This window comes from Arachidicoccus sp. (assembly GCF_050436765.1).
In the GTDB taxonomy this organism is placed as follows: Bacteria; Bacteroidota; Bacteroidia; order Chitinophagales; family Chitinophagaceae; genus Arachidicoccus.
Window position 1 is genome coordinate 1 of sequence record NZ_JBNQGD010000249.1, and the last position, 15,667, is coordinate 15,667.

18 protein-coding genes and 1 tRNA gene are annotated in these 15,667 nt (G+C 36.2%); 7 read left to right on the forward strand and 12 right to left on the reverse strand.

The window, feature by feature from the left end:
• Nucleotides 1-126: 126 nt before the first annotated feature.
• The 6 genes from ACQR30_RS10935 to ACQR30_RS10960 form a co-directional block, all read right to left on the reverse strand.
• Nucleotides 127-199: transfer RNA gene (locus ACQR30_RS10935), tRNA-Lys, on the reverse strand.
• 140 nt (nucleotides 200-339) lie between these two features.
• Nucleotides 340-1,482 carry an N-acetyl-alpha-D-glucosaminyl L-malate synthase BshA gene (bshA, locus tag ACQR30_RS10940; RefSeq protein WP_429734968.1) on the reverse strand — a complete coding sequence of 381 codons (1,143 nt, stop codon included), beginning with the start codon at nucleotides 1,480-1,482 and terminating at the stop codon, nucleotides 340-342.
• A 66-nt stretch (nucleotides 1,483-1,548) separates the two neighbouring features.
• Nucleotides 1,549-1,785, reverse strand: a complete 237-nt coding sequence (gene yidD, locus ACQR30_RS10945) for a membrane protein insertion efficiency factor YidD (RefSeq protein WP_429734970.1) — start codon at nucleotides 1,783-1,785, stop codon at nucleotides 1,549-1,551.
• Nucleotides 1,782-2,183 (reverse strand): ribonuclease P protein component, encoded by a 402-nt coding sequence (rnpA, locus tag ACQR30_RS10950; protein WP_429734973.1) that lies wholly within the window; start codon nucleotides 2,181-2,183, stop codon nucleotides 1,782-1,784. The genes yidD and rnpA overlap by 4 nt, the downstream gene beginning before the upstream one ends.
• 84 nt (nucleotides 2,184-2,267) lie before the next feature.
• On the reverse strand, nucleotides 2,268-2,423 hold the full coding sequence (gene rpmH / locus ACQR30_RS10955; RefSeq protein ID WP_429734975.1) for a 50S ribosomal protein L34: 156 nt from the start codon (nucleotides 2,421-2,423) through the stop codon (nucleotides 2,268-2,270).
• Nucleotides 2,424-2,572: 149 nt separating this feature from the next.
• Complete coding sequence (locus ACQR30_RS10960; protein ID WP_429734977.1) at nucleotides 2,573-2,989, reverse strand: hypothetical protein; 417 nt, start codon at nucleotides 2,987-2,989, stop codon at nucleotides 2,573-2,575.
• 162 nt (nucleotides 2,990-3,151) lie between these two features.
• Between ACQR30_RS10960 and ACQR30_RS10965 the strand changes: the two genes are divergently transcribed.
• The 5 genes from ACQR30_RS10965 (at nucleotide 3,152) to ACQR30_RS10985 (ending at nucleotide 8,479) form a co-directional block, all read left to right on the forward strand.
• Nucleotides 3,152-4,570 carry a tetratricopeptide repeat protein gene (locus ACQR30_RS10965; RefSeq protein ID WP_429734979.1) on the forward strand — a complete coding sequence of 473 codons (1,419 nt, stop codon included), beginning with the start codon at nucleotides 3,152-3,154 and terminating at the stop codon, nucleotides 4,568-4,570.
• Nucleotides 4,571-4,657: 87 nt separating this feature from the next.
• Nucleotides 4,658-5,437: a phosphosulfolactate synthase gene (locus ACQR30_RS10970; protein WP_429734981.1), complete on the forward strand. Its 780-nt coding sequence runs from the start codon at nucleotides 4,658-4,660 to the stop codon at nucleotides 5,435-5,437.
• A 15-nt stretch (nucleotides 5,438-5,452) separates the two neighbouring features.
• On the forward strand, nucleotides 5,453-6,181 hold the full coding sequence (locus ACQR30_RS10975) for a shikimate dehydrogenase family protein (RefSeq protein WP_429734983.1): 729 nt from the start codon (nucleotides 5,453-5,455) through the stop codon (nucleotides 6,179-6,181).
• A gap of 95 nt (nucleotides 6,182-6,276) precedes the next feature.
• Nucleotides 6,277-7,374, forward strand: coding sequence for a carbohydrate-binding family 9-like protein (locus tag ACQR30_RS10980; protein ID WP_429734985.1), 1,098 nt, complete (start codon nucleotides 6,277-6,279; stop codon nucleotides 7,372-7,374).
• Nucleotides 7,375-7,378: 4 nt separating this feature from the next.
• A complete protein-coding gene (locus tag ACQR30_RS10985) occupies nucleotides 7,379-8,479 on the forward strand; it encodes a family 10 glycosylhydrolase (RefSeq protein WP_429734987.1) in 1,101 nt (366 codons plus the stop codon).
• 330 nt (nucleotides 8,480-8,809) lie between these two features.
• On the opposite strand, the gene ACQR30_RS10990 is transcribed toward ACQR30_RS10985, so the two are convergent.
• Complete coding sequence (locus ACQR30_RS10990; protein ID WP_429734989.1) at nucleotides 8,810-9,361, reverse strand: YceI family protein; 552 nt, start codon at nucleotides 9,359-9,361, stop codon at nucleotides 8,810-8,812.
• 118 nt (nucleotides 9,362-9,479) lie between these two features.
• On the opposite strand from ACQR30_RS10990, the gene ACQR30_RS10995 reads away from it, so the two are divergent.
• Complete coding sequence (locus ACQR30_RS10995) at nucleotides 9,480-9,821, forward strand: winged helix-turn-helix transcriptional regulator (protein ID WP_429734991.1); 342 nt, start codon at nucleotides 9,480-9,482, stop codon at nucleotides 9,819-9,821.
• Nucleotides 9,822-9,912: 91 nt separating this feature from the next.
• Here the strand turns inward: ACQR30_RS10995 and ACQR30_RS11000 are convergent, their stop codons facing one another.
• From ACQR30_RS11000 to ACQR30_RS11015, 4 genes are all read right to left on the reverse strand, one after another.
• Complete coding sequence (locus ACQR30_RS11000; RefSeq protein WP_429734993.1) at nucleotides 9,913-10,530, reverse strand: hypothetical protein; 618 nt, start codon at nucleotides 10,528-10,530, stop codon at nucleotides 9,913-9,915.
• 101 nt (nucleotides 10,531-10,631) lie between these two features.
• Entirely contained in the window at nucleotides 10,632-11,918 is a 1,287-nt protein-coding gene (gene bioA / locus ACQR30_RS11005) for an adenosylmethionine--8-amino-7-oxononanoate transaminase (RefSeq protein ID WP_429734996.1), read from the reverse strand.
• A gap of 170 nt (nucleotides 11,919-12,088) precedes the next feature.
• Nucleotides 12,089-12,724, reverse strand: a complete 636-nt coding sequence (bioD, locus tag ACQR30_RS11010; protein ID WP_429734998.1) for a dethiobiotin synthase — start codon at nucleotides 12,722-12,724, stop codon at nucleotides 12,089-12,091.
• The gene (locus tag ACQR30_RS11015; protein WP_429735000.1) at nucleotides 12,709-13,836 is read right to left on the reverse strand and encodes an aminotransferase class I/II-fold pyridoxal phosphate-dependent enzyme; all 1,128 of its coding nucleotides are present in this window, start codon (nucleotides 13,834-13,836) and stop codon (nucleotides 12,709-12,711) included. The genes bioD and ACQR30_RS11015 overlap by 16 nt, the downstream gene beginning before the upstream one ends.
• Before the next feature lie 109 nt (nucleotides 13,837-13,945).
• Here ACQR30_RS11015 and ACQR30_RS11020 point away from each other — a divergent pair, with 109 nt between their 5' ends.
• Nucleotides 13,946-14,605 (forward strand): GDSL-type esterase/lipase family protein, encoded by a 660-nt coding sequence (locus ACQR30_RS11020; RefSeq protein ID WP_429735003.1) that lies wholly within the window; start codon nucleotides 13,946-13,948, stop codon nucleotides 14,603-14,605.
• Nucleotides 14,606-14,848: 243 nt separating this feature from the next.
• Here ACQR30_RS11020 and ACQR30_RS11025 read toward each other — a convergent pair whose 3' ends face one another.
• The gene (locus ACQR30_RS11025) at nucleotides 14,849-15,421 is read right to left on the reverse strand and encodes a thioredoxin family protein (RefSeq protein ID WP_429735005.1); all 573 of its coding nucleotides are present in this window, start codon (nucleotides 15,419-15,421) and stop codon (nucleotides 14,849-14,851) included.
• Nucleotides 15,422-15,667: the final 246 nt, after the last annotated feature.

Consider the following 15,667-nt stretch of genomic DNA (forward strand, 5'->3'; position numbering starts at 1 on the left):
TAGGCCGCAAATGTAAAAATATTATGCCCTTTCCACAAGTTTTTGCGTTGATCCCCTTTTTCTCTGAAAGCCCTGTAAAATCAATAGTTTTAAATAAAAAAGGACGTCCTTTAGAACGTCCTTTAGTGATCCCGTTGGGACTCGAACCCAAGACCCATACATTAAAAGTGTATTGCTCTACCAACTGAGCTACGGAATCTTACAATTATCTTCTAACTCATTGTTTTTCAAACTCGTTTTCCGTTAATTGGAGTGCAAAAATAAACGAAAAATCAACATCTCCAAACTTTTTAGTGAAAAAAGTTTCAATTTATTTTTATCACTCAAATATTGCTTTGCTTAAACATCGGCACACTGCATTCTACAGAACCTTCCATATAATTTCTCATACAATGGAATTATTTTTTTTATATCAAACTTAAGTGCCTGTTGATGTGCTTGATCCTTTATTTGTTGCAAGTAATTCTCATCACTTAATAAAATGATGGCCTTTTTAGCGGCAGTTTCTGTATCGCCTACATCAAACAAAAAGCCTGTCTGTCCTTCAATATTAATTTCTGGAAGTCCACCTACGTTGCTGCTTAATACCGGAACGTGAGCCGCCATGGCTTCTAAAGCAGCCAGGCCAAAGCTTTCATATTCAGATGGAATGACAAATAAGTCTGAGATGGCTAGTATTTCCTCTATCTGTTCTTGCTTGCCCATAAAACGTACGTCGTGCTCAAGCCCCAACTTATTAATATATTCTTCGCAGACAGGCCTTTCTGGCCCGTCTCCCACCATTAATAGTTTACAAGGCATCACTTCTCTCACCTTAGCGAAAATTTTTGTCACATCGCATACGCGTTTTATCTTTCTAAAATTGGAAGCATGTACTAATATTTTCTCTCCCTTAGGTGCAACGGCTTTTTTAAAAGCATCTATTGGTTTTCTATCAAAACGTTCGAGGTCAACAAAATTGTATATAACGTCGATTTCGTTTTTTATATTGAAGTATTTGAGCGTTTCTTCTTTTAGATTATTAGAAACCGCAGTAATGGCGTCACTTTCGTTAATAGAGAAAGTAACCACCGGTTCATAGGTTTTATCCTTTCCAACTAATGTAATATCTGTACCATGTAAGGTTGTGACGAATGGTACACTTCGACCAGTCTTTTCCTTTACAATCTGCTTGGCCATATAAGCAGCAGAGGCATGAGGTATGGCATAATGGACGTGCAACAAATCTAAATCATGCCTGATAATAACATCGACCAAAGTGCTTGCCAACGCCAACTCATAGGGGGGGTATTCAAATAATGGATATTCTGGAACTCGCACTTCGTGATAAAAAATATTGGCGTTAAACTCATTCAATCTTACTGGCTGACGATAAGTGATAAAGTGTACGTCATGACCCTTGGTGGCGAGTGCTTTGCCTAATTCCGTAGCTAATACACCGCTTCCGCCGAAAGTTGGGTAACAAACAATTCCTATACGCATGAATTTTTATTAGTTGTGTTTTTAAATAATGTATGTCTCTATAGAGAACATTTTACTCCATCAATACTAAGGCACAGGATCATAGCCGCTACCGCCATGTGGATGGCAACGTATAATACGTTTTAAAGTGAGCCAAAAGCCTTTCAATAATCCATATTTCTTAAATGCTTCGATTCCATATTGAGAGCAAGTGGGCGTAAACCTGCAAGTGGCGGGAAGCATGGGGGAAATAGCCAATTGATAAAACTTGATTAGCCAGATAAAAGGATAGCCTAGAATTCTGAATACCTTTTTTATAATCACAATTTTTTTTGTTTGTCAAATTGATGGATTAGCTTCTGCAAGGTAGTGAATATTTTAGATTGCATATCAACAAAATCGATTAGCACATTATCACTATATAAAAAAAATAAATCGATCTTTTTATGCTCTGACGCCGCCCAGTCTAATAGCTCATGTTTTTGTGTTCGATACGCTTCACGCATCCGACGTTTTATCAAGTTGCGTTTTACCGCATGTTTAAAATATTTTTTACTACAGGTGAACCCTGTTTGAACATTGCCAGCAGTAGTAGCGTCGCTGATGCAATAGAATACACGTACAGGAAACACATTGATATATTTCCGCTGTAAAAACAAATGGTTTATTGCTTTTCTGCTTTTAAGTTTCTCGTCCCGAGGATATGTATTTTTTTGAAGCATAGGGGAGATAAAAATCTACAGGCTAAAAATACAAAAGCGCCATAAAATATGGCGCTTTTTATAAGAAAAAAAGGTGAAGTCTACTTATTTTAATTTCCTTTCATCTGATACCGTTAATTTTTGACGGCCTTTTGCACGGCGGGAAGCTAAGACCTTACGACCATTAGCGCTTTCCATACGTTTACGAAAACCGTGTACAGATTTACGACGGCGATTATGTGGTTGAAATGTACGTTTCATCAGTTACGATTTTTAATAATTTTATGAGTCATTAATTCTTTATGAAAAGCAGGTTACCATTAACTGTTTTCATTGTGAAAGGTCGGCAAAAGTAATTCATTAAATTTAAACAGAAAAATAATTAGCCTTTAATTTTTATAGTTATAAAACTATCTGGCAGTCGGTGTTTTAAATATGCTCAAAGGAGCCGGTTTTAGTTTATATTTATAGGGATAAATAACCACTGTATTGCCAGTTTTAACTCGAATGCTTGAATTAACATTTATGCCATTATCATTCTCGGAAGAATAGGAATTGAGATCAAATTTAGGCAAAGGGGCCAGATTATTAATTCCAATATCTATTAAGTTGGTAGATAATGAAAAGAAGGAAGCAGGACGTTGAATATTCTTCAAACTAAATTTTTCAGAATTGTCTTTATTCTTATCTTTATCTCTATGATCAATGTTAAAAGAAGCGAAAGCCATACCTACACTTGCACAAAAAACAAGTGTGAAGATGAGCCTTATATTTAATATATTCCTTAACATTTCGGCAAAGATACACACTTTGTTAAATATTAACAAAATATATTTTTTATTTTTCTTTATTCTTTTATCAACACATGTGTATTACATACAGTATTAATGCCTTGTCGGCTTTATTTTATTAAGATTTGACATAAATACCGTGTTTTTTGTTGGCTATTAAAAAATACGTACTTACATTAGAGTAAGAATAGAACGATTATGAGGGAAGAAAACTATAGCGAGGATAATAAAACATTCGACAGGTGGCTACAGTTATACGACGAGATTCGCACTGGTAAATCTGCGGCCTTCTTGGAGGAAGATGCTTTTTTAGAGATTATAGAATATCTGGATGAGACTCAATCCATAAAAAAGGCTGCTGAAGCCGTAAATATAGCTTTGGAATATTATCCTTTTTCTTCGGCTATTTTAGTAAAAAAGGCCGATTACAAGATCGTGGAAAAGAAATTTGAAGAAGCTCTTTCCATTTTGGAACAGGCATCTATTTATGATAATCACGATATCAATATCATTATTCTAAAAACCGATGCTTTTCTTGGGTTAGGAAAATTGGAGGCTGCAGAATTGGAGCTAGAGGAAGCGCTTCAGATATTTCATGGAGAAGAATGCGTGGATATGCTTTTTGAATTAGCAGATGTCTACGACGATTATGAAATGTTTGACAAGGTATTTTTTTGCTTAAAATCGGCTTTAAAAATAGATGCCTCTAATGAGGAGGCCTTATATAAGATTTGTTTTTGGACTGAATTTACCGGCCGCAACGAAGAGAGTATTGCACTCCATCATCAAATAATAGATGAAAATCCTTATAATGAATTGGCTTGGTTTAATTTGGGGGCAGCCTATCAAGGATTGAAGCTTTACGAGAAATCCATTGATGCGTATAAATACGCCGTTGCAATAAACGAAAAATTCGACTACGCCTATCGTAACATGGGCGATGCATTCATGCGTTTGCGTAAATATAAGGATGCAATCGAAGTGTTGAAAAAAACGTTGGAGCTCACAAGGCCTGAAAGTATAATCTACGAAGCAATTGGCTATTGTTACCATAAAATGAATAATGGCGATAATGCGCGTTATTATTATCGCAAAGCAGTGCATCTTAGCCCAACAGAAAGTAAGTTGTATTATAAGATTGCGCTTACTTATATGGATGAAATGCAATGGCAACAAGCATTAAAGTCTATAGAAACTGCAATGGTATTTAATCAAAACTCTTACGATTACGATTTGGTAAAAGGAGAATGCTTGATGAATTTGGAACAGTACGCCGAAGCGATACATTCTTTTAGCGTTGCAGTAAATAACCGGGCAAAAAGTGTAACCGCTTGGTCATATCTTATCAAATGTCTCTATTATGCACAGGATTATCAATCGGCTGCAGAGCAAGCATTATACGCCTATGAAAATGCAGGTAACAAAACGCTATTTTTATTTTATCATGCCTTTGCCCTTTATGCGATGGGGCAGATAAAAGACGCGCTCTTTTATTTAGAATCTGCACTTAATCAGTCACCCAAGCAATTTAAAAGAGTATTAGAGTTGAATCCTTCTATTTTACAAAATAGCAAGGTTGTAGATCTTTTGGCAAGATTTAGAAAATTGCCAAAATAATCCCAACAGATTAAAACCCAACTCAAAAGCTATCATTTTATCAATCATACTTCTTACTTTTGCGACCAACAAAGTAAAACTATTCGCATGAACTTCAATCTATCGCAAATCCCAGAACGCACAATCTCTCCACGCACACACGGTCTAACCATGGTTATGGATAAAGGTCTTAGCATAGAAGAGACCAAAAATTTTGTAAGCATTGGCGCTCCATATATTGATATAGTAAAACTTGGTTTTGGCACTTCTATGGTTACACCCAACCTTCGCGAGAAAATAGAAGTATATCTCAATAAAAACATTCCGCTATATTTTGGAGGGACATTATTCGAAGCTTTTTTGATAAGGAATCAAATGGATGAATATATCTCTATTTGTAAGGATTACGGCATAAGCTATATGGAAGTAAGCGATGGATCTATTAATATTCCGCATTCTGAAAAATGCGGCTATATTGAAAAATTGACTAAACATGCAACTATTTTAAGTGAAGTCGGTAGTAAGGACGCTACCAATATTATGGCTCCTTACAAATGGATTCAATTGATGCAAGATGAATTAAATGCTGGAGCGTCTTACGTCATTGCAGAAGCACGAGAAGCTGGGAACGTAGGCCTTTACAGAGATAGCGGAGAAGTAAGGCAAGGTTTGGTAAATGAAATTTTGACCAAGATCCCCAAAGAAAAGATTATTTGGGAAGCGCCACAGAAAAACCAACAATTATATTTCCTACAATTATGCGGTTGTAACGTAAACTTAGGCAATATCGCACCTACTGAAATTATTCCTTTGGAAACTATGCGCATCGGTTTAAGAAGTGACACATTTCATCTCTACTTAGACGACAATAATAAAAATACTTACTAATTGTAATTTTCAAAGATGAATAAATATGGCATTGTAGGCTTCCCACTTTCTCATTCATTTTCTCAAAAATATTTTTCTCAAAAGTTTTTGGACGAAGGGGTAACTAATGCTGTATTTGAAAACTACGAAATTGCGGATATATCAGGTATTTCGACGCTTATTCAAGATTCGGAATTAAAAGGTTTCTGCATTACGATTCCCCACAAAAAAAATATAATTCCTTTTCTTACTGATAGTACAGATGCAGTAAAAAAAATGGGCGCATGCAATTGTGTAAATCTTAGAGGGGGTAAACTTTTCGGCCACAATACGGATGTCATAGGTTTTGAAAAGTCATTTGCTCCTCATCTCAAAAGCCACCATACAAAAGCATTGATTTTAGGAACAGGAGGTGCTGCTGCTGCCGTGCAATTTGTCTTAGAGAAATTACATATCGATTATAGGTTTGTATCAAGAAATAAAACAGAAGGAAATCTTTCTTACAATGAATTGACTAAAGATATTTTAGATGCTTACACGATCATTATCAATTGTACGCCTTTAGGAACCTACCCTAAAGTTGATGAGATGCCGGAAATTCCTTACCAATTTATCAGCCCGGCGCATTATCTTTTTGATCTGGTATACAACCCACCTCTCACTAAATTTCTCGCTCTCGGAAAGGAAAAAGGGGCGATAATCCAAAATGGTTATGAAATGCTTGTCATCCAGGCTGAAGAGAATTGGAGAATTTGGAATAAATAAGCGGTATTAATTCTTTAAAAAAAATTATCTTTATAACTGTATTCATTTTGCAAATTATTTTTTGCAGGATGGTAACATGTACAACTATTAAGATAATGAGGCAGCTGCTTTGCTCACTAGGCATATTTTCATGTATGCTTTTTATGGTGTTTTCTGCACTTGGTCAAAATGGGCAAACCATCGTAGAGTTTATTCCCAAAAGTTACATTGTACATTTTGCTGAAGGACCCATTTTAATTGATGGATCATTGAATGATAAGGCTTGGGAAAATGCTCCGTGGACCGATTTATTTGAAGACATCACCGGGTATAAGTCTGTCGCCTTTCCTACTCGGGTTAAAATGCTTTGGAATAATGACTATTTATTTATTGGAGCTAAACTTGAGGAAGAAAATGTTTGGGCGAGTATCCGGAAAAAAGATAGTATTATTTATTTGAATAATGACTTTGAAGTCTTTCTTTCAAATTCAAACAGTACAAGAAACTATACCGAAATAGAAATAAACGCACTGAATTCTTTATTAGATATTTTTATCCCTAAACCTTACCGTAACGGCGGTAAGGCATTAATTTCTTGGGATATAAAAAAATTGCAATCTGCTGTTTCTATCCAGGGAACGCTTAATAATCCAAAGGATAAAGACAGCAGCTGGACTGTGGAAGTGGCTATTCCATTCAAATCTTTAAGTTTATGGGCTGTTCAGTTTGAGCCGGCAAACAATTCCCTTTGGCGTATTAATTTTTCCAGGGTCGAATGGGACTTTGATTTGAAAAATGGTTTATATGAAAAAAGAAAGGATGCCGCGGGGAAATTGTTGCCGGAACATAATTTTGTATGGTCGCCGCAAGGTATCGTAGATATGCACTTTCCGGAGAGATGGGGATATCTATCGTTTACGACCGACAAGAATAAAACGAATTTTATCATTCCCTACACAGAACTACAAAAACTAAAGCTTTGGCATATTTATTATTTAGAAAAAAAATATTATTCCTTGCATAAAGAATATGCAAAATCTATGCATCGGCTCTCTACTAAGGACAATGTTTTGATCAATACAAAGAGAAACCGCATTCAGCTTATAGCTACTAAAAAGCAGTTTACAGCCATTATTTCTGATTTAGAAAATCAATCGATTTATTCTATAAATGATGCTGGCATTGTTGAAAATATGGGCAAACCTAAAAATTAATTAAATGACTAAGAGAAGAGAGTTTTTAAGAAATACTTTGTTATCCACGGCTGCTCTATCGCTCACACCAGCATTAAGTCTGGCAGAATCAACAAGCGGTGAAAAATATCGCAGACATAAATTAAAACATTATGTTTGGGTACAACCCAATAAATTAGATACCGAGGCGGGGTTGCATACCTTATTCCAACAATTTTCTGAAGCAGGCATCAAGGGAATTTTTATTGAAGCCGATAGCCAGATGCATTTTAAAATTGCCAAGAAATATAAACTAGAAACGCATAGATGGATTTGGACTTTGAATCGGGGCGATGCCGATTTATTGAAAGATCATCCGGATTGGTATGCCGTCAGTCGAAAAGGTGATTCTTGTGCCATCAAACCGCCTTATGTGAGCTATTATCGTTGGCTGTGTCCCTCAAAACCGTCGACGCTTGATTTTCTATCAAAGGAAGTAAACGATATACTTAGTAAAGATTACGTAGATGGTATTCAACTTGATTATATAAGATATTGTGATGTGATATTGGCGATTAATCTGTGGAAAAAATACAATATTGTACAAACTGCCGAGTTGCCGGAATATGATTTTTGTTATTGTGATCACTGCCAACAAAAGTTTCATGAATGGAGCGGCGAGACTTTAAGCGATATTGAATATCCCCAAGAAAGTCTTTCTTGGAGACACTTTAGATACAATCAGGTAAATGACATCGTTAATCATCTGGCTAAAATCGCTAAGCAACATGGTAAACCCATTACTGCGACAGGATTTCCTACTCCGGAAGTAGCTCGTCGATTGGTGCGGCAAGACTGGACAAACTGGAATATAGAAGCGATGTTTCCTCAATTTTATCACGGGTTTTACAATGAAAATTTACGTTGGATTGGAGATGCGGTAAAAGAAGGTGTTCATTTTTTGAACGGTAAATTTCCTTTGTATGCAGGTATTTATTTGCCCGACTTCAAGGATAATCAGCAGATACAGGAAGGGATAGAATATGCCTTAAACAATGGCGCTTCTGGGATGTCTTTTTTTGGAAAAGTAACGCCGGAGGTTCTTCGTGCATTAACTGCTGCTGTAGAAAATATAAAGCGTAAGTAATCTTAATCTTTGTACTGTTTTTTCTATCAATCTTACAAAATACGCAATGGCCTGCATAGTCATCCGTCTTGAATTATAGAGAAAAGTGGTCATATCTCCCTTTATTAGGTATAACAGTTTGTAGAATAAACAAAGTTGCCTTATAATGATACAATATACAATATGTGTCATTATAAGGCATACTCATCTCTAGTCAAGATAAATTAAATTAACCCTGACCAAGGATGACAAGATGGGTCCAATTTTTTATTTGAATAAAGGTTTTAGGGCTCATCAATAAATTGTCCATTGCTGTTTGCTTTTCAAAGAAGGGTAGAGTTGCTTCTTAATCTAAGCTGCTTCCTGCTCCAATTTGGCCAACTGAATGTTAGCCATTAGTTTGATATTCTCGCCCAAACCCAAACCACCTGTATCGGTTAATTTATTCCAGCTCATCCCAAATTCGGCGCGATTAACTATTCCAGTTACTTCAAAACCATGTTTTATGACTCCATGTCCATTATCTTCTGAGCCTCCATATTCCACATCTAATTCGACAGGCTTGGTTACCCCTTTCATTGTTAGATTACCTTTCATTTTGTAGTCACTACCATTGGTATTTAAAAAGGAGGTGGACTCAAAAGTAATTTCAGGATATAAATCTGCTTCAAAAAAATCGCCGCTTTGCAAATGCCCGTCACGCTGGGCCTGATTGGTGTCGATACTTTTCACATCGATCGTAAATTTTACTTTTGCATTTTTAAAATCATCTCCTTCTGAAACTACATTGCCATTAAATTTTTTAAAGGAACCTGTTACATTTGAAATAACCAAATGCTTAATCTTAAATAACACATCGGAGTGCATTGGGTCAATTGCCCATGTTGTTGTACTTGCCATCATTTTTTTATTTAAATTTTTAATTATGGTGTAAAATTAAGTATATTTGCTAACTAAAGTATAGTTGTTACCTAAACGTAAGTAGTTACCTGTAAGTAAGTATATTGAAAATAAAGAAGTTATGAATCAAAAAGAAGCTGTTTGCCAGCAGAGGCTATTGGTTACCCGAGATGCTCTGGAAGCAATTCAAGGCAAATGGAGAGTGCCTATTATTGTCTCCTTGACATATGGCAATAAAAGATTTGGAGAAATTCAACGAGAGATTGTCGACATATCACCCAAAATGTTGTCGCAAGAACTAAAGGCGCTGGAGATGAATAAAATTATTTCCAGAACGCTCTATGACAGTATGCCGGTAACTGTGGAATATTCTTTAACGCCGTTAGGAATGTCCATGCAAAAATTGCTTGATGAAATTTTAAATTGGGGTATTTATTTTCGAAAAGAAGTTGTGGGGAAGTAATGCTCACATGGGTTGACGGCAAAGTGGCTTAGACTTTGCCGTGAGGTGAAGAAAACAGCTGATTTGTGCCTTATCGTTAGTTACCCATCGGTTAATTTAAGCCAACCGTCTGAGCTAATCCCTTTACCCATTGTTGATGCAATGCATCTTCAATTTTACATACATCTTCAGCGATAGGCTGCCAATTTTCATCAAACTTTTTTAGCATTCTGGTCATCTCTTCCAGATGTCCGGCTTCCTCCAAAATGATAGATTTTACATTTACTTTAGAATCGGTCGCAGTCAATACTTTTTGATAGATATCATATAAGCTATCGGCACGTACTTCAATAGCATAGGTGACCAATATATAAGCCGCATCGTGCATGGCACGGCCTTTTAATCCTCTGTTATATAAATATCTACAAGCCTTTGCATCCAATTGATGCAAATATTGATAGCTTACTACCGGGGCTAATAAAAACTCAAAATTATAATCAGGACAGAGATCTTCACCCAATTTTCCTATTTGTTTTTTTAGATAAAAAGCGTGGCGTGCCTCTTCGGCTGCATGCTTTAGAATCGTCAGATTTACATTTACCGGATGCTCATATTTAGATATTTTACGTGCACCCACATTTTCCATAAGCGATAAAGTATTTAATAATTTCGCGTGTAAATGATCTTCAGCTACAATTTTTTCTAAAGCTTGTTCAAATAAGTTTTCCATTTAATAAAATTCAAAAGTAAAAATTCAATTTTAGTACCTAAATACGATCATTCCTTATTGTTAGGACATTATATTGTCCTCAAAATATCCGGTAATGAGGGCTATCCATTTTGCAAATTTTGCAAAAGTTCTTCCATTGCATTATAAATCAAATCTAATTCTTTATCAGTAATGCAATATGGTGGAAGCAAATATATAATGTTTCCCAAAGGCCGCATCAATATTTTTCTTTCTATGAAAAAATTATAAAAATAATCTCTTCCTTCACTTAAATAATCTGTTGCTGCACCTGTGTCTATTTCTACGGCTAAGATGGTCCCACAATGGCGTACATCTTTTACATTTGTATAAGAAGCAAATCTTTCTATCTGCATTGTATGTTTCATGGCAATGCGCTGGATATCCTTCTGACAATCGGCAGACAATAATAAATCTAAGCTCGCCAACCCAGCGACACACCCGATTGGGTTGGCGGTAAAAGAATGCCCATGAAATAGTGTCTTGTGCGCATCATCGCTAAGGAAGGCATCAAAAATCTCTTGTGTGCAAGCAGTGACACCCATCGGTAAAGTACCGCCCGTCAATCCTTTGGACAAGCAAATGATATCTGGTTGAGCGTTCTTTAATTGATAGCAAGCGAATAATGTACCCGTCCTACCAAAGCCGGTAAGCACTTCATCAGCAACCACTAAAGTGTCGTATTGCTTACAAAGCAAAAACATCTTTTCCAAAATATCAGCAGAATATGTTCTCATTCCTGCACAGCCCTGTAATAAGGGCTCTACAATAAAACAGGAGGTATCACCGGTTTGCAATAATTTTTTCAATGCTGCTAATGTTTCCTGTTCTTTTCCTTCACTGGGAAAGGGAATAAAATCGACATCGAAAAGCATTGAATTAAAGGGTTCTGTAAAAACGTTGCGGGCGCTTACCGACATGGCGCCGAACGTGTCGCCATGGTATGCACCATCCAGAGCAATTACTTTGGTTTTGTTTTTCTCATTTTTATTTTGATGATACTGGTGCGCCATTTTTAAAGCCACTTCTATAGCCGTAGACCCATTATCCGAATAAAAAACCTTGGTCATATTGCCAGGCAAAATAGGCAATAACCTTTCCGCCAATGCTACGGCGGGCTCGTGGGTAAAACCGGCGAAAATAACGTGTTCAAGCGTATTTAATTGCTCACTTATTTTTTTGGCGATGTGGGGGTGTGAATGTCCATGAAGATTTACCCACCATGACGATATAGCATCTATATATTGTTCACCGTTTTCTGCCACAAGATAAACCCCTTTGGCAGTTTTTACTCCAATCGAATCAGGCGACAGTTTCATTTGGGTATATGGATGCCAGGTAACTTTTTTATCTCTTTCTTGTAATGTCATCTCTATTAAATTATGGTTTATCTTCTATTTTTTATGGAGTGTTGCGGGAGGTAATATCATCATAGCGTGCGTACTGTGTAATTACGAAATGCTTGAATTCTTCCTTGAATGGAGGCTAAGCATTGGTTGACCTTATTGAACTTACATTTTCCATAGCAAGCAAGAATCTATCAAATTCCTTCTGTTTCTTTCCATTGTTTTCTAAAATATGCTGCTTCTTTTTGAATAGTATCTTTATCTATTTTATCTAATTCATTTACATAAATTATAGGTTCTACACCCGAATAATTTTCAATAAAACTTTCGGAACTTTCATTTCTTTTTCCGTTGATGATAAGTGCCAGAACTTTTACATTTCTTTGTTTTAAAACTTCCAAACATAGCAGCGTATGATTGATGCTACCTAAATAATTTCGAGAGACAAGTACAACGGGCAATTGATGATGTTGTACAAAATCGAGCATGGTATTTTTGTCGTCCATTGGAGAAAAAATACCACCCGCTGTTTCTATCAACAAAAGATTTTCTGTTGATGGAATATGAAAATTGCTGCAATTGTATTGCAGGTTTTCGGCAGCTGCCGCGGTATGTGGTGATGCCGGCATCAATAGTTTTATTGCTTCTGGATGAATGACTGATTGTCTATTAGATATTAGTCTTTCAATTTTTATACTGTCACTATTGACTAAATCTCCCGCTTGTACGGGCTTCCAGTAATCTGCCTGCAAAGCCTCCGTCATAATCGCGGCAGTAATCGTTTTTCCGATATCGGTATGGATACCTAGTATCGCTATTTGGACAGACATGCTGCTAATTCTTTTAATAATAAATTTATTTCCTCTTTTGTATTAAAGCTGTGCAGGCAAATCCGGATTCTTTCTTCCCCCTTTGCGACAGTTGGGCTTTTTATTGCCGATACATTTATACCCGCCATTTTACAGCTTTCTGATACAATCTTTACCAGATCATTATTTGAGAGAATCAAACTTTGGATAGGAGAAGCGCTCTGTTTCCAGTAGTAATTACCTATATTCTTTTTTCTCTGGTTAAAATATTGAATCAGACTGTGTAGCTTTTCTCTTTCCTCCGGGTGATTTTGTATAAAAATATAATTGTTTTCAATCGCTTGTAGTGCCTGGTCGGGTAGGGCAGTCGTATAAATAAAAGAGCGCGCAAAATTAACTAAATATGCTTTTAGCAAATTACTACCCACTACCACCGCGCCGTGACTACCCACCGCTTTGCCGAAAGTATGCACGCGTGCAAATACTTTTTTGTGCAAATTTAACTGCTGCACAATTCCTTCGCCCTTTTCACCGAAAACCCCTGTGGCATGTGCTTCGTCGACAATCAAAGATACATTAAAGGACGCGCATAACTGGACGATCTGTTCTATAGGAGCTATATCTCCTTCCATCGAATAAACCGATTCAATCACTACAATGATCTGGACACCTTCGGTTGAAAATTTCTGTAATTTTTCTTTTAAATCGATATAATCGTTGTGTTTAAAACGAAAACTTTGTTTACAAAAACTCAAACGGATGCCATCTATTATACTGGCATGTGCCAATTCATCGTACAAATAAATAGTATGCCGATTGCCGAGTGAAGATAATAATCCCAGGTTGGCGTCGTAGCCCGAATTGAAAAGTAATGCCGTTTCTGTTAGATGAATATCTGCCAGATATTCTTCTAATGCTATTGCTTTTTTTGAATTACCCGACAACAATCGGGAGCCGGTAGAACCCGAAGAATTTGCGCTTTCAGCTTTGGCCAGATTCTTTCTTGCGATGCCTAAATAATCGTTGGAGAAAAAGTCGATACCACTTTCCCGCAATTGTAAGTGGCGCTTATTACCGGCAATTTCTCTTTGCTGTAGCCGTTGCTCTATATATTTTTCTGTTTTAGTTTGCATTACTTAACGCTACAAAAGTAACAAACTAATGAATTGCGCCAGTAGTTTAAAAAAGAATTGAGAATTTCTTAAATTTGATTTCTTGTTACTTGCTTAAATACCTGAAATAATGAAAAGATTACTCTTTTTTATTGTTCTTTTAATGGCTGTGAGTCTTTCTCGGGCGCAAAGTAATGAATCTTTTGCGAGAGAAATAGCCAATTATAAACATCAGGACTCTTTGCATTTTCCGCCGAAAAATGCCATTCTTTTTGTCGGCAGCTCGTCCTTTAGAAAATGGACCGATGTGCAGGATTACTTTCCTGATTTTACCGTCATTAATCGAGGTTTTGGCGGCTCTCAATTGCAGAATGTAATTTTTTACGCCAATAAAATTATCTATCCTTATCACCCCAAACAAATTCTTATTTATTGTGGCGACAATGATTTTGCTTATGATAAAACTGTTTCGGCAGAAACAGTTTTTAATAGATTTAAAACTTTGTTTTTTCAAATAAGGAAACATTTGCCTAAAGCGAATATTGGTTTTCTCGCTATCAAATATAGTCCCAGCAGAGAAAGACTATGGAGTAAGATGAAGCGCACAAATCAGCTGGCACAAAACTTCTTAGCCAATCAACGAAATGCGGAATTTATCGACATTACAAAAGGTATGTTCGATAAAAATGGAAAGGTAATTACCTCTATTTATCAAAATGATATGTTGCATTTAAATCCTGCAGGTTACAAAATTTGGCAGAGTGATATTTTGCCCTACTTATTAAAATAAAACATACCTATTAAATACACTTCCTGGTTTATCGAAATAATGGGGGAATGAACAGGCTTACTATTTTTGAAGGTTGAGCGCTACCAGTTATCATTTTGTTGTCATCAGGAGATAGCTCTGTCAATGGGCGGTGTTTGATTTCCTAATTAAACTAAAGGATGTCCTTTTGTTATTTTCGGGCGTAAATCAGGCATCCACTTCCCTCTCTGCCAGATACAATTTTCTACACTTTATTGAGGAGTGTCAATTTCCTATAACTTCCAGTATTTCTTGAATGGTCGCATGACCTTTGTCTTTGGAGTAAAATAGCTGCATATCATTGTGAAATTGCTCCTCTGTATAGAGGCTAGGATTATTCTTGTGCTTTTCAAATAACTGCTTGCCATACGCCGGCCTTGGTCCCCAATGGCCAATAACATGGAAGTTGTCGTCTATAAAAATAAGTATGGGAATCGATTTAGCGCCATTAGTTAAAAAATCAGCAATAAGAGAAGGCTCCTGGTCGCGATAGGTGATTCTGATTTCGTTATTAATGAAAAACTTATGTGCTATAGGAATGGCCGAACTTGCGTCGCCACACCAAGTTTCTGAAATAATTAAGATTTTACCTTTAAAGTCTTTTTGATCCCTTAGTTTAATTTGTTCCGGATCGGGTATGTATACCTTTTCCATTCTGCGTATTCTTTGAATACCTAACTGGTAATATTGTTGATATTTCTTTTCTATATCGGTTTGCGGGTTGTCAATTGATTCTTGTCCTCTTTCCAAATATACTTCGTAGGAAACGGCTTTATTCCAAAATTGTTTAATATTCATGTTTTCTTATTGTTTGCATAGACATACGGCATGTATGTTTGTGGAAAAACTTTGCAAAATTAAACGTTTTTTTTTGGGGAACTGTCTGAATAAAGTAAAATTAGAATGGGAAAAGCTTAATTACATTAAAAGGCGGCTAAGTGTTAATTTCAGGAAAATTAAACATAAATTTAGTAAAGAAGAATCTCATTTTATTTGTAACTTGTCGGTCACATAGCGAATGATTGATCTTTATAAAATTCCCAA